At 73.7% G+C, this 13,361-nt stretch carries 15 protein-coding genes and 1 riboswitch; of the genes, 6 read left to right on the plus strand and 9 right to left on the minus strand.

Annotation, left to right across the window (positions count from 1 at the left end; translation table 11 throughout):
* Positions 1–130: 130 nt before the first annotated feature.
* The 3 genes from ACN268_RS06970 to pdhA are packed head-to-tail and all read right to left on the minus strand — an operon-like array spanning position 131 to position 3,827.
* Positions 131–1,615, minus strand: coding sequence for a dihydrolipoamide acetyltransferase family protein (locus ACN268_RS06970; RefSeq protein WP_421482312.1), 1,485 nt, complete (start codon positions 1,613–1,615; stop codon positions 131–133).
* Positions 1,612–2,628 carry an alpha-ketoacid dehydrogenase subunit beta gene (locus ACN268_RS06975; RefSeq protein WP_421482313.1) on the minus strand — a complete coding sequence of 339 codons (1,017 nt, stop codon included), beginning with the start codon at positions 2,626–2,628 and terminating at the stop codon, positions 1,612–1,614. Before ACN268_RS06975 ends, ACN268_RS06970 begins: the two co-directional genes overlap by 4 nt.
* Entirely contained in the window at positions 2,628–3,827 is a 1,200-nt protein-coding gene (gene pdhA, locus ACN268_RS06980; protein ID WP_421486829.1) for a pyruvate dehydrogenase (acetyl-transferring) E1 component subunit alpha, read from the minus strand. Before pdhA ends, ACN268_RS06975 begins: the two co-directional genes overlap by 1 nt.
* A gap of 72 nt (positions 3,828–3,899) precedes the next feature.
* On the opposite strand from pdhA, the gene ACN268_RS06985 reads away from it, so the two are divergent.
* Entirely contained in the window at positions 3,900–4,406 is a 507-nt protein-coding gene (locus ACN268_RS06985) for an Lrp/AsnC family transcriptional regulator (RefSeq protein WP_421482314.1), read from the plus strand.
* A gap of 108 nt (positions 4,407–4,514) precedes the next feature.
* Here ACN268_RS06985 and ACN268_RS06990 read toward each other — a convergent pair whose 3' ends face one another.
* Both ACN268_RS06990 and ACN268_RS06995 read right to left on the minus strand, forming a co-directional pair.
* The gene (locus tag ACN268_RS06990) at positions 4,515–5,486 is read right to left on the minus strand and encodes a DNA polymerase domain-containing protein (RefSeq protein ID WP_421482315.1); all 972 of its coding nucleotides are present in this window, start codon (positions 5,484–5,486) and stop codon (positions 4,515–4,517) included.
* Between the two features lie 39 nt (positions 5,487–5,525).
* Positions 5,526–5,738, minus strand: a complete 213-nt coding sequence (locus ACN268_RS06995) for a hypothetical protein (protein ID WP_421482316.1) — start codon at positions 5,736–5,738, stop codon at positions 5,526–5,528.
* A gap of 366 nt (positions 5,739–6,104) precedes the next feature.
* Here ACN268_RS06995 and ACN268_RS07000 point away from each other — a divergent pair, with 366 nt between their 5' ends.
* Positions 6,105–6,725 carry an L-threonylcarbamoyladenylate synthase gene (locus tag ACN268_RS07000; RefSeq protein WP_421482318.1) on the plus strand — a complete coding sequence of 207 codons (621 nt, stop codon included), beginning with the start codon at positions 6,105–6,107 and terminating at the stop codon, positions 6,723–6,725.
* 90 nt (positions 6,726–6,815) lie between these two features.
* Here ACN268_RS07000 and ACN268_RS07005 read toward each other — a convergent pair whose 3' ends face one another.
* Positions 6,816–7,358, minus strand: a complete 543-nt coding sequence (locus ACN268_RS07005) for a hypothetical protein (protein WP_421482319.1) — start codon at positions 7,356–7,358, stop codon at positions 6,816–6,818.
* A 378-nt stretch (positions 7,359–7,736) separates the two neighbouring features.
* Between ACN268_RS07005 and ACN268_RS07010 the strand changes: the two genes are divergently transcribed.
* From ACN268_RS07010 to ACN268_RS07020, 3 genes are all read left to right on the plus strand, one after another.
* Complete coding sequence (locus ACN268_RS07010; RefSeq protein WP_421482320.1) at positions 7,737–8,468, plus strand: histidine phosphatase family protein; 732 nt, start codon at positions 7,737–7,739, stop codon at positions 8,466–8,468.
* On the plus strand, positions 8,452–9,321 hold the full coding sequence (locus ACN268_RS07015) for an NAD(P)H-hydrate dehydratase (protein WP_421482321.1): 870 nt from the start codon (positions 8,452–8,454) through the stop codon (positions 9,319–9,321). The genes ACN268_RS07010 and ACN268_RS07015 overlap by 17 nt, the downstream gene beginning before the upstream one ends.
* Before the next feature lie 89 nt (positions 9,322–9,410).
* Positions 9,411–9,911 carry a hemerythrin domain-containing protein gene (locus tag ACN268_RS07020; protein ID WP_421482322.1) on the plus strand — a complete coding sequence of 167 codons (501 nt, stop codon included), beginning with the start codon at positions 9,411–9,413 and terminating at the stop codon, positions 9,909–9,911.
* Between the two features lie 116 nt (positions 9,912–10,027).
* Here the strand turns inward: ACN268_RS07020 and ACN268_RS07025 are convergent, their stop codons facing one another.
* Positions 10,028–10,453 (minus strand): winged helix-turn-helix transcriptional regulator, encoded by a 426-nt coding sequence (locus ACN268_RS07025; RefSeq protein WP_421482323.1) that lies wholly within the window; start codon positions 10,451–10,453, stop codon positions 10,028–10,030.
* A gap of 111 nt (positions 10,454–10,564) precedes the next feature.
* Here ACN268_RS07025 and ACN268_RS07030 point away from each other — a divergent pair, with 111 nt between their 5' ends.
* Complete coding sequence (locus tag ACN268_RS07030) at positions 10,565–11,380, plus strand: SDR family NAD(P)-dependent oxidoreductase (RefSeq protein WP_421482324.1); 816 nt, start codon at positions 10,565–10,567, stop codon at positions 11,378–11,380.
* A 9-nt stretch (positions 11,381–11,389) separates the two neighbouring features.
* On the opposite strand, the gene ACN268_RS07035 is transcribed toward ACN268_RS07030, so the two are convergent.
* Both ACN268_RS07035 and ACN268_RS07040 read right to left on the minus strand, forming a co-directional pair.
* Positions 11,390–12,259 carry a metallophosphoesterase family protein gene (locus ACN268_RS07035; protein WP_421482325.1) on the minus strand — a complete coding sequence of 290 codons (870 nt, stop codon included), beginning with the start codon at positions 12,257–12,259 and terminating at the stop codon, positions 11,390–11,392.
* Between the two features lie 58 nt (positions 12,260–12,317).
* A complete protein-coding gene (locus ACN268_RS07040) occupies positions 12,318–13,124 on the minus strand; it encodes an SDR family NAD(P)-dependent oxidoreductase (protein WP_421482327.1) in 807 nt (268 codons plus the stop codon).
* Between the two features lie 131 nt (positions 13,125–13,255).
* Positions 13,256–13,345: riboswitch (ZMP/ZTP riboswitch) on the plus strand.
* Positions 13,346–13,361: the final 16 nt, after the last annotated feature.

Raw genomic sequence — 13,361 nt, forward strand, 5'->3', positions numbered from 1 at the left:
CCGCGCCGGATTCCCGGCCCGCCGACCGGAAAACACCCGCCGAACGGTCGTCGCGCCGAACCGGACGAACGCCGGGCAGCGCGCCGGAGCCGGTCACCCCGCCCAGGGTGACCGGCTCCGGGCGTACCGCTCAGACGTTCGCCACCAGCAGCGCCGGCTGTTCGACGCAGTCGGCGACGTGCCGCAGAAACCCGCCGGCCACCCCGCCGTCGCAGACCCGGTGGTCGAAGGTGAGGCTGAGCTGGGTCACCTTGCGGACCGCCAACTGCCCGTCGACCACCCACGGCTTGTCCACGATCCGCCCCACCCCGAGCAGTGCCGCCTCCGGGTGGTTGATGATCGGGGTGGAACCGTCCACCCCGAACACGCCGTAGTTGTTGAGGGTGAAGGTGCCGCCGGTGAGCCGGGCCGGTGGCAGCGTGCCGGCGCGGGCGTCGGCGGTGGTCTGCGCCAGCGCGGCGGCCAACTCCCGGGTGGTCAGCCGCTGGGCGTCGCGCAGCACCGGCACGAGCAGGCCCCGGTCGGTCTGCGCGGCGATGCCCAGGTGCACGCCGGCCGACTGGACGATGCGCTGCCCCTCCGTGTCGACGTGCGCGTTGAGCTGCGGGAACCGGCGCAGGCCGCTGAGGCAGATCCGGGCCAGCAGGGCCAGCACGCTGACCGGGGCGTCCGGCGTGGCCGCGTTGATCGCCGCCCGGGTGGCCAGCAACGCGGTGGCGTCCGCGTCCACCCAGATGGTGACCTCGGGAATCTCCCGACGGCTGCGGGAGAGCTTGTCGGCGATGACCCGGCGGATGCCGGTCAGCGGGATGACCACGTCGGACGCGTCGGCGGGAGCCGGCCCGACGTGCGCTGCCGGGGCCGCGACGGCGGCGGGCCGGTCCGGTTCGCCCGGGTGCCGCCGCGGGGCGGTGGTCAGGGCGGCCTCCACGTCGCCGCGACGGATCACGCCGCCGGGGCCGGTGCCCCGCAGCCCGGCCAGGTCGAGCCCGTGTTCGCGGGCGAGCCGGCGCACGATCGGCGAGATGACCAGGGGGGCCGTCCCGCCGGCCGGCGCGGTGCCGCCTCCGGCCGGCGGGACGACGCCGTCGGTGGACGCCCCGGTGGCCGGGGTGTCCGTCCCCGCGCCGGCCGGGACCCTCGGCGCGGACGACGGGCCGACGGTGCCGACGGGGACGGATCCGACGGCCGGCTCCGCGACGGGCGCGGCGGCCGGCTCCGGGGCCAGGGTCAGCCGGGGGCGTCGCCGCCGCCGGGTGCCGCCGTGGCCGGTGCCGTACCCGATCAGGACGTTGCCGGAGCCGGCCCGCTCCTCCTCGCGGTAGGTGGCGTGCCCGGCGGGCTCGTCGCCGCCGTCGGCCGGCGCGACGGTGATCAGCGGCTGACCGACCGGGCGCGTCTCGCCGACCGCGCCGTGCAGGGCGACCACCCGCCCGGCGTACGGGCAGGGCACGTCGACCACGGCCTTGGCGGTCTCCACCTCCACCACGCTCTGGTCCACGGTGACCACGTCACCGACGGCGACCTTCCACTCGACGATCTCGGCCTCGCTCAGCCCTTCGCCGAGGTCGGGCAGGAGGAAGACCCGGGTGCCGGTAGCGGCGCGGGCGCTCACGCCGCGCTCCCCTGCACCAGCCAGCGCGGGTCGGGCCGGTCGTCCCACTGGAGGCGGGCCACGGTGTCGAGGACCCGGTCCACCCCGGGCAGGTGGGTGTGCTCCAGCATCGGGGCCGGATAGGGGATGTCCAGCCCGGCGACCCGCAGCACCGGGGCGTGCAGGGCGTGGAAGCAGCGCTCCTGCACCCGGGCGGCGATCTCCGCGCCGACCCCGGCGAAGCCCTGCGCCTCGGTGATCACCACGCACCTGCCGGTACGGCGGACCGAGGCGGTGACGGTGGCGTCGTCGAACGGCACGATGGTCCGTACGTCGACGACCTCCAGGTCCCAGCCGTCCTCCCGGGCGGCTTCGGCGGCCTCCAGCGCCACCGGCACCGCCGGGCCGTACGCGACCAGGGTGGCGTCGGTGCCGGGACGGCGCACCACGGCCCGGCCGAACGGGGCGGTCCGGGCCGGCAGCACGGCCTCGCCGCTGGCGAAGTAGAGCTTCTTCGGCTCCAGGAACACCACCGGGTCCGGGTCGGCGATGGCCTCCCGCAACAGCGAGTACGCGTCCTCGACCGTCGCCGGGGTGACCACCTTCAGCCCGGGGGTGTGCGCGTAGTACGCCTCGGACGAGTCGCAGTGGTGCTCGACCCCGCCGATGCCACCCGCGTACGGCACCCGGATGACCATCGGCACGCTCAGCGCGCCCCGGGTGCGGTTGCGCAGCTTCGCCACGTGCGAGGCGATCTGCTCGAAGGCCGGGTAGGCGAACGCGTCGAACTGCATCTCGACCACCGGCCGCAGCCCGGACATGGCCAGGCCGACGGCGAAGCCGACGATGCCGGCCTCGGCGAGCGGGGTGTCAAAGCAGCGCTTGTCACCGAACCGGGCCTGCAACCCGTCGGTGATCCGGAAGACCCCGCCGAGCTGCCCGACGTCCTCGCCGAAGACGAGCACCCGCTCGTCGTCGAGCATCGCGTCGGCGAGCGCCGCGTTGAGGGCCTTCGCCATGGTCATGGTGGCCATCAGGCGTCCCCCTCCGCGTCGGCGGCCAGCTCGGCCCGGACCATCTCGCGCTGCTCGACCAGTTGCGGGGTCGGCTCGGCGTAGACGTGCTCGAACAGGCTCAGCGGGTCGACGGCCGGCTGGGCGTGCATCCGCTCCCGCAGGTCGGCGGCGTACGCCTCGGCCTCGGCGGCGATCTGCGCGACCGCCGCGTCGTCCAGCTCGCCCCGGCTGCGCAGGTACGCCTCCAGCCGGGCCACCGGGTCACGGTCCCGCCACGCCTCGACCTCGTCGGGGTCCCGGTAGCGGGTGGCGTCGTCGGCGTTGGTGTGCGCCTCCATCCGGTAGGTGTGCGCCTCCACCAGGTACGGCCCGTGCCCGGCGCGGGCGTGCGCCACCGCCCGGGTGAGCACCGCCAGGACGGCCACCGGGTCGTTGCCGTCGACCTGCTCGCTGGGCACCCCGTAGCCGACGCCCTTGTAGGCCAGGCTCGGCGCGGCCGTCTGCCGGGACAGCGGGACGCTGATCGCGTACTTGTTGTTCTGCACGAAGTAGACGACCGGGGCCTTGAACACGGCGGCGAAGTTGAGCCCCTCGTGGAAGTCGCCCTCGCTGGTCGCGCCGTCGCCGATGAACGCCAGCGCGACAGTGTCCCGCCCCTGGTAGGACTCGCCGTAGGCCAGGCCGGCGGCGTGCACGCACTGGGTCGCCAGCGGGGTGCACTGCGGCGCGGTGCGGACCACCGTCGGGTCGTACCCGCAGTGCCAGTCGCCGCGCAGCAGGGTGAGCACCTCGACCGGATCGATGCCCCGGGCGGTCAGCGCCATCGACTCCCGGTAGGTGGGGAAGACCCAGTCGTCGTCGCGCAGCGCGAGCACGGCGCCGACCTGGCACGCCTCCTGGCCGCGCGAGGACGGGTAGACGGCGAGCCGGCCCTGCTTGGTCAGGGCGGTGGACTGCGCGTCGAAGCGCCGGCCGACGACCATCCGGCGGTACATCTCGCGCAGCGTCTCGACAGGTGGTTCGGGCAGGTCGGCGCGGGGTGGCAGCGGGGTGCCGTCGGGGTCGAGCAGCCGGACCGGCTCGGTCTGCGGGAGCAGGCCGGCGGTGGGTTCGGGGGCGACCGGGGTGGCCGGTCGACGGGTACGCGGGGATGCCCTGCGGACCGCCTGGGGTGTGGTCGTCACGGCGGGGACCTCCTGGACGTGTGGTGGCCCTATGCTCCAGCCGTCGGATGATTGACTCAACATGCGCGCCCAACGCGGGACGATTGGCATTTCAAGGAGCTGCTGATGGGCCAGGAGACCACCCCCGCCGGGGCCGGGACGGGCGGAACGGGACGTTCGGCCACGCCGCTGGACGAGGTGGACCGGCGCATCCTCGCCGAACTGGTCCGCGACGGGCGGATGTCGGTGCGCACCCTCGCCGAACGGGTGCACGTGTCGCGCACCAACGCCTACGCCCGGCTGGAACGGCTGCTACGCGACGGGGTGGTGACCGGCTTCCGGGCACTGGTCGCGCCGGAGCCGGCCGGGTTGGGCACCTCGGCGTACATCTCGTTGACCATCCAGCAGAACACCTGGCGGGAGGTGTCGGCGGAGCTGGCCCGGGTGCGCTACATCGAGCACGTGGCGCTGCTCAGCGGGGAACACGACGTGCTGGCGCTGGTCCGCGCGCCCGACAACGCCACCCTGCGGGACGTGGTGCTCAGCCGGGTGCAGGGCATCGCCGGGGTGCTGTCCACCCGCACCTGGCTGGTCTTCGACGAGTTCGACGGGGCCGGTAGCCCCTGGGCCTGAGTGGCGGCCCGGCCGGTGCGACGGCCCGCCCGGCGCGGTCGGTCAGCGTTCCGGCGGGACTGCGCCGCCTCGCCCACCCGGACGCCCCGGCCAGGCCGGCGCGGTGGGTCAGCGTTCCGGTGGGGCGGCCAGGCCGGCGCGGTCGGCCAGGGCCAGCAGCGGCTCCAGTGAGAAGCGGTCGCCGTCCAGGCCGGCGTGCGGGTCGCCACGTTCGGCGAACCGGGCCGGCATGCTCAGCACGTCGAAGTCCTCCGGGCGGGCGTCGTCCAGCTCCGCCCAGTCCAGCGGGGCCGACACCAGCGCCGCCGGGGTGGGCCGGATCGAGTACGCCGAGGTCACCGTGTGGTCGCGGGCCATCTGGTTGTAGTCGATGAAGACCGGCCGGTCCCGCTGCTCCCGCCACCAGGTGGTGGTGACCAGGTCGGGCAGCCGCCGCGCCAGCTCGTGGCCGAGGGCGAGCACCGCCCGCCGGCACTCCCCGAAGCTCCACCGGGGTTCGATGGACAGGTAGACGTGCAGGCCGCGCCCGCCGGTGGTCTTGGGGTAGCCGACCATGCCCAGCTCGGCGAGGAACGCCCGGACCTCGTGCGCCACCGGCACCACCTGCTCGAAGCCGACACCCGGCAGCGGGTCCAGGTCGATCCGGAGCTGGTCGGGGCGCTCCACGTCGGCCGCCGTCACCGGCCACGGGTGGAACCGCAGGGTGCCGAGGTTGGCCGCCCAGATCACCACCGCCAGCTCGCCCGGCGCGATCTCGTCGGCGGTACGGCCACTGGGGAAGGTGAGGTGTGCGGTGCGCACCCAGTCGGGAGCGCCGGCCGGAAGCCGTTTCTGATAGAAGGCGTCACCCCGGTTGTCCTGCCGGGTGCCGATCTTCGCCCCGGCGAACACGCCGCGCGGCCAGCGCTCCAGCATCGTGGGGCGGTCCCGCAGGGCGCGCAGGATGCCGTCGCCGACGGCGAGGAAGTAGCCGACCACGTCCCGCTTGGTCAGCCCGCGCTCAGGAAAGTAGGGCTTGTCGGGGCTGGAGACGCGGACCAGCCGCTCCCCCACCTGGATCTCCTCGGCCGCCGTCGCCACGCTCACACGGTAACGGCCACCCCCGACACCCGGAGCCGTTCAGCGTTCGTCGTCGTCTGCGCTACGCGGTTGGTTCGGCCGGTACCGCCTGATCCACGCGTTCACCGCTGCCCGGTCCCAGACGCGGACCTTGCCGCTGGCCACCGTGTCGATAGGTGCCGGGAAGGTCGGACGGTTGGTGATCTCGGTGGCCCTGGTGCGCGACACGCCACCGAGCATGTCCGCGATGTCGGAGAGGGCCACGAGTCTCACGCTCCGACCGTATGTACGTGCCCCGTGCACACGTTGCCACTTCCAACATTGACGGTGTGCACGTTGCAGGTGATGCTGACGGGGCACATCCGGTAGCGGTCCGGGTACCTGATCGGGGATCGATGCCCGGCTGCCCGTACCCGGGAGGGGCCCCCATGCCGATGGACGACGGACCGGTCACGCCCGCTCTGGTCGTCTGGACCGCGCAGCGGGTGCTGGCCCAGCACCCCGAGGCCCCGGACGGGCCGCCACCCCCGCGCCGGTGCTTCCAGTGCCGCGACGGTGGATGCCACATGCTGACGTGGGCGCGTGACGTGCTCCGGGCTCATCGGCGACCGCCGCCACGCCCCCGCTAGGCTCGCCGCCATGGCGATCTATCTCGACGTACACCCGGAGAACCCGCAGCCCCGGACGATCAGCCGGGTGGTCGACCTGCTGCGCGGCGACGGCCTGGTCGCCTACCCGACGGACTCGTGTTTCGCGCTCGGCTGCCAGTTGGGCAACCGGGACGGTCTCGACCGGATCCGGGAGATCCGGCACCTGGACAGCAAGCACCACTTCACGCTGGTGTGTCGCGACTTCGCGCAGCTCGGCCAGTTCGTGCAGATCAACAATGCGGTGTTCCGGTCGCTGAAGGCGGCCACCCCGGGCAGCTACACCTTCATCCTGCCCGCCACCAAGGAGGTGCCGCGTCGGCTGCTGCACCCCAAGAAGAAGACCGTCGGGGTACGCATCCCCGACCATCCGGTCGCGCAGGCGCTGCTGGCGGCGCTGGGTGAGCCGCTGGTGTCGAGCACCCTGCTGCTGCCCGGGGAGACCGAACCGATGACCCAGGGTTGGGAGATCAAGGAACGACTCGACCACGCGATCGACGCGGTGATCGACTCCGGCGAGTGCGGCACCCTGCCCACCACCGTGATCGACTTCTCCACCGACGAGCCGGAGATCGTCCGCTACGGCGCGGGCGACCCGACCCGCTTCGAGTAGGTCCAGCCACCCCCGACCGGCCGGGCACCCCCTGCTCTGCTGCCCGTCACGCGACAGGGTACGGCGGGGGTGCGGCCAGCCGTCGGCCGGTCAGGAACCGGATTCGGCCGGCGGCAGCGGCAGCGGCTCCACGACCGGGTCGACGTCACGGGCCGAGTGGACCGGTGCCGGCCGGGCCGGACCCGTCGTCCGGCTGTGCCGGCGGCCCGCGCCCGGAGCGCCGGCGTGCCGGGACACCTCGCAGGTGACCAGGTGGATCGGGGCCGGCGGCAGGGCGAACCGCCCCGGACCCCAGCGCACCCACAGGGCGACCCGGCCGGCGGCCGCCTCCGCCGTGAGCTTCTCCCAGGTACGCCGCCGGTCGGTGTGGTCGACCTCGATCACCACGGGCGGCCCGTCGCGCCGGGCACACGCGACGTCCAGCACCGAGTGGCGGTCGGTCATCGGTGGGGGCAGCGGCAGCACGCTCGCCGCCCGACGGTAGGACCGCCAGCCCTGCTCGGCGGCCCAGGCCAGCACGGCGTCGATGAGCCGCGCGGTCACCTCGTCGACGCCCAGGTCGACGAATTCGAGCCGGTCCAGCCATCTGGTGAGCGATGCCGCCAACCGTTCGCCGTCCGCCCCACCGTCCACGCGGGCAGGGTACCCATCCCCCGGCGACGCTCCTTCCCCGGACCGACGATCACCCCACATGATCGACTCCACGTCACCGATATTGCGGTATCCAGCCGCGCGGATACCGCAACGTCGGCGACATCGCGAAGTACCCCGCCCACCAGCCCACACCCGGACCGACCGGCCGCCCACGGCGGCGAGGGCCGGAGGCTGGGGCCAGGGCGGCATGATCGACTCCATGTCGCCGCAACAGCGGTATCCCGGGGCGTGGATACCGCTACTTCGCTGACAAAGGCCGGCCGGCCGGACGCGGCAGGGGCGGGCCGGACGCGGCCAGGCCGGGCCGGCGGCGGAGGGCGGGGTTACCGGGGGTGGGGTGGGGGTAGGCATGGGGACATGGCGGAACTGGGGGCGCTGTGGATCGTCCGGCACGGGGAGAGCACCGCGAACGTCGCCGCGTCGACGGCCGAGGCGGCCGGCGCCGAACTGATCGACCTGACCCACCGCGACGCCGACGTGCCACTGTCGGACACCGGTGAGGAGCAGGCGCGGGCGACCGCCCGGTGGCTGGCCGGCCTGCCCGCGCGACAGCGTCCCGACGTGGCGGTCGTCTCGCCGTACCTGCGGGCGGCGCGGACGGCGGAACTGGCGCTGGCCGGCACCGGGATCCCGGCCAGCGTCGACGAGCGGTTGCGCGACCGGGAGCTGGGCATCCTCGACGGGTTGACCGGGCACGGGGTGGCCCGCCGGTTCCCCGACGAGGCGGCCCGGCGGCAGCGGCTCGGCAAGTTCTACTACCGGCCGCCGGGCGGCGAATCCTGGACCGACGTGGCGCTACGGCTGCGTACCCTCCTCGGCGACCTGCGCCGCGACCACCAGGGGCGGCGGGTGCTGCTGTTCGGGCACGACGCCCTGGTCTTCCTGCTCCGCTACCTGGTGGAGGGGCTCACCGAGGCGGAGCTGATGGGGTTGACCCGGGAGCACGCGATCGCCAACTGCTCGGTGACCGGCTGGTCGGCCGACGCCACCGGCCGGCTCGTTCCGCAGGTTTTCAACGACGTCACCCACCTGCACGCGCAGGGCGCACCACCCACCACGGAGGACGAGATCCATGCCGAACCGGTCTGACACCCGGGTCATCACCCCGGGACTGCTGCGGGAATGGGCGCTGCCGGTGCCGACCGGCGGCAAGGACAACCGGGGCACCGTCCTGGTAGTCGGCGGTTCCCGGTTCACCCCGGGCGCGGTGCTGCTGGCCGGCGTGGCCGCGCTGCGCGCCGGTGCCGGGGTGCTGCAACTGGCCGCCGCCGAGTCCACCGCCGCCGCGTTGAGCATCCAGGTGCCCGAGGCGATGGTGGTCGGCCTGCCGGAGACCGCCGACGGCGCGGTCGCCGGGGACCCGGGCGACCGGCTCGGCACGCTGGTCGAGCAGGCCGACGTGGTCACCGTCGGGCCGGGCCTCAACGACATCGACCAGACCCGCGCCCTGCTGCGCCTGGTGCTGTCGGCGGCCGGGCCGCACACCGCACTGGTCTTCGACGCGTACGCGCTGGGCGCGCTCAGCCACGAACCGGACCTGCTGGTCGGCGCGGACCGGAAGGTGGTGCTGACCCCGAACCTCACCGAGGCCCGGCACCTGCTCGGCCGCGACCCCGGCGACGACCTGGACGCCGAGTCCCGCGAGCTGGCCCGCCGGTACGAGGCGGTGGTCTCCCTGTACGGCCACATCGCCACCCCCGACGGCCGGTGCTGGCGGGAGGAGAGCGGCGACGCCGGGCTGGGCACCTCGGGCAGCGGTGACGTGCGGGCGGGGCTGCTCGCCGGGCTGCTCTCCCGGGGTGCGGAGCCGGCCCAGGCGGCCTGCTGGGCGGCGTGGGTGCACGCGGTGAGCGGACAGCGGCTGGTGCCCCGGTTCGGCCGGATCGGGTTCCTGGCCCGGGAACTGCTCGACGAGATCCCGCACACGATCGCCACTGTCTGAGCGGGTCGGACGTTCGCCCGCCGCGATCCGTTTGCGCAGTTCGTCCCGGGGTACCGGGATTGTCGTCAGCCGATCAAGGAGGTCTACCGGTGTCCACCGACGCCATCGTCCTGCTCAAAGAGGACCACAAGGAGATGCGCCGCCTCTTCCGCGAGTTCGAGAAGGCGCAGGAGGGGCCGGCCAGCCGCCGCCGCACCCTGGTCGACGAGATCGTGGCGGCCCTGACCACCCACACCTACCTCGAGAACGAGGTGATGTACCCGGAGATCCGCAAGCTCCTGCCGGACCTGGAGGACGACATCCTGGAGTCGTACGAGGAGCACCACGTCGCCGACGTGCTCTGCGCCGAACTGTCCGCGATGGACGCCTCCGACGACCACTTCGTCGCCAAGACCACGGTGCTGATCGAGAACGTCGAGCACCACATCGAGGAGGAGGAGCAGGAGTGGTTCCCGAAGGTGCGGGAGGCGCTCGGCCGCAACCCGCTCCAGGAGATCGGCGAGCGGATGATCGCGCTGCGCCCGGACGCCCCCCGCTCCCCCAGCGACCCGAAGGCGGTCAGGAGCGCCCGGCACGCCACCACCGCCTGACCCGCACGTTCGACCCGCGTCACGTCCGAGGGGCCCGACCATCCGGTCGGGCCCCTCGCCGCGTCGGCCGGTGCGGTCCGCGCGGGTGCCTGCGGTGGCGGCCCACGTGGGGCAGGTCAGCGCGGTCCGGACGACGTCGTGGCGGTGACCGGGCGGCGGGCGGCGGCGAGTTCGGGCTCGTGGCGGACCGCCCAGTCGGCGAGGCCGGACAGCGGGCCGAGCAGGCTCCGTCCGAGCGGGGTGAGCCGGTACTCGACGCTGGGCGGGACGGTGGGATGGACCTCGCGCAGGACCAGGCCGGCCGACTCCAGGCCGCGCAGGGTGCGGGTCAGCATGCGTTGGCTGATCCCGCCGATGGCCCGGTGCAGCTCGTTGAAGCGGTACGGCTGACGGCCCAGCAGGACCAGCACCAGCATCGACCACTTGTCACTGAGCAGCCGCAGCAGCCCGGTGACCGGACAGCCGTCGTACTCGTCGGCCGGGACGGGCGTCGGCAGGGCCGCCGCGACCAGGGAACGAACATCCGTGTTCGGTACGGACATGAGACTGCCTTCTTCCGCTGTCGCCGGCCTGCGCGAAGGATTGTGCCGGTCGTGGTCCACGGTCGACGTCCGGTGCCGAACGGGGGCCACCGGGCGGGAGAGAGGGGCGGCATGCGGGTCATCGTCATCAGCGGCGGCACCGACGGCATGGGCCGGGCGACACTGGAGGCCCGGATCCGCCGTGGCGACGAGGTCGTCGCGATCGGCAGCAACCCGGCGAAGGGGCGGGCCGTGCGGGCGCTCTCCGGCCGGGTGCACTTCCTCCAGGCGGATCTGCGCTCGGTGGCGCAGACCCGTCGGGTCATCGACACCATCAGGGGTCGGTGGCCGAGGGTGGACGCACTGGCCCTGTTCGCCAACCGGCAGTCGCCCCGGCGGGTGGTCACCGACGAGGGCCTGGAGCAGACCTTCGCGCTGTACTACCTGAGCCGCTACCTGCTCAGCCACGGTCTACGCGAACAGCTCGACGCCGCCGAACGGCCGGTCATCGTCAACGTGGCGGGCGTCGGCACCACCAGGGGGTCGATCCACTGGGACGACCTCCAGCTCACCCGGAGGTACGGCATGGTCGACGCGCAGTTGCAGGCAGGGCGGGCGAACGACCTGCTCGGGGTGGACTTCGCGCAGCGCTCCGGCTCCCGGGCACGGTACGTGCTCTACCACCCCGGCTTCACCCGCAGCGGCGACCTGTCCACCATGCCGCCGGTGGTCCGTGGGGTGATCCGGGCGGCGTCGGTCGTCGCCAGGCCGGTCGGGAAGTCGATCCGTCCCGTCGTGGAATGGATCGACGATCCACCGTCGGACGCCCTGACCGCCAGCGACCGGGGCAGACCCGTTCCGCTGTCGACCGCGACGCTCGATCCGGCCGCCGCCCGCCGCCTCGGCACGGTGACCGACGCGCTGCTCACCCGCCTGCACGCCGGCTGAGCCGGTGGCTCACCAGAGGGGTGCCGGCGTGCCGGTGGGCGCGGGCAGGATCTGCCGTACCCGCCCGGGGGGCACGCTGCGCTGACGCCACTCCCGGGGGTAGCCCACCGAGACCTCCTCGAACCGCACCCCGTCCTTCCAGGTGGTACGGGGGATGTGCAGGTGCCCGTAGACCACGGTGGTGGCGGCGAACCGGCGGTGCCAGTCGGCGGTCGCCTCCGTCCCGCACCACTGCGCGAAGATCGGATAGCGCAGCACCTCGGTCGGGTGGCGGTCCAGCGGCCAGTGGTTGACCAGCACGGTGGGCAACTGCGGGTCGCGGGCGTCCAGGCGGCGGGCGGTCTCCGCCAGCCGCGCCGCGCACCACTCCTGCCGGCTCGGGTACGGGTCGGGGTGCAGCATGAACTCGTCGGTGCAGACGATCCCGGTCCGGTACGCCTCGGCCAGCGCCGCCTCCCGGGTGTCGAACCCCGGCGGTCGCCAGCTGTAGTCGTAGAGCAGGAACAGGGGTGCCACCAGCGCCGGGCCGCCCGGCCCCCGCCACACCCGGTAGTCGTCCTCGGGGGTGACCACGCCCAGCTCCCGGCACCGCCGTACCAGCAGCTCGTAGCGCTCCACCCCGCGCAGGGTCACCGGGTCGGCCGGCGGGGTCCACAGTTCGTGGTTGCCCGGCGCCCAGATGACGGTGTCGAAGCGCCCGGCGAGCGTGCCGAGCGCCCACTCGATGTCGGCGACGGTGTCCGCCACGTCACCGGCGACGATCAGCCAGTCCCGTGGCGAGGCGGGCCGTAGCGCCTCGACCAGGGCACGATTCTCCTTGTACCCGACGTGCAGGTCGCTGATCGCGACCAGACTGCCCTCGGTGTCCTCCCCCAGCATCCGCCGATCGTACGCAGAAGGTCACCCGGCGCGGTGCGCGCGGGGAGCACCGTCGTCGTCAGTCGGCGGAGCCGGGTTCGGCCATCCGACGGTGCTGCTCGGCCTTGAGCCGGTCCGGCGTGAGCCGGGCCGCCGCCGCCTGGACCTTGTTCTTCAGCGAACCGGCGACCACCTTCTCCTCGCCCTTCATCATCGCCGCGAAGCCCTGCGCGGCCACCGTCGCCGGGTCGTCCTTGTCGTCCGCGCCGACCTTCGTGTCGCCCATCTCGGCACGATCGAAGAACTTCGTCTCGGTCGGGCCGGGCATCAGCGCGGTCACCGTCACCCCGGTCTCCTTCAGCTCGTTGCGCAGCGCCTCGGCGAAGGACTGCACGAAGGACTTGGAGGCGTTGTAGACCGCCTGGTAGGGGCCGGGCATGGTGGCCGCGATCGACGAGGTGAACAGCACCCGGCCGGCACCCCGTTCGACCATCCCCGGCAGCATCCGCTTGGCCAGGTGCACGGTCGAGGTCACGTTGACGTCGATGATGTTCAGCTCGTCGCGCAGGTCGGTGTCGCCGACGAAGGCCCCGCCCGCGCCGCGGCCGGCGTTGACCGCCAGTGCGTCGACCGGCCGGCCGGTCGCGTCCACCGCCTCGACCAGCGCCGTCACCCCGTCGAAGGTCGCCAGGTCGACCTGGACGGGCCGGATCTCGGCTTGACCGTCGCGGCGCAGGTGGTCGGCCGCCTCGGTGATGCCGGCGTCCTCGGCGGCGATCACCACGTCGTACCCGTGTCGGACGAACTCGCCGGCCAGCTCGTACCCGATGCCGCTGGAGGCCCCGGTCACGACGGCCAGCGGTCGTCCGGTGGTGGGTGCGCTCATCTGCCCGCTCCTGTCCTCGGTGGGTTCCGCCGCCCGGATGTCCCTGCTGCCTGCATTGCCCCGGATCGGGCCGGCCAACCCTGCCCGCCGGAGGTGCTCCGGACGCCCCCAGCGGCCACCCGGTAGGATCGTCGGCGGGCCGTGACTGGCGCGTGGGGATGGAGCACCATCGGGAAGCGGCCCCGTCATGAGGACGCACGCCGAGCGCCTGGGCCTTCCGCACGTCACCTGGAGGTC

The sequence above is a fragment of the Micromonospora sp. WMMD735 genome, from assembly GCF_049178995.1.
Lineage (GTDB): Bacteria > Actinomycetota > Actinomycetes > Mycobacteriales > Micromonosporaceae > Micromonospora > Micromonospora wenchangensis.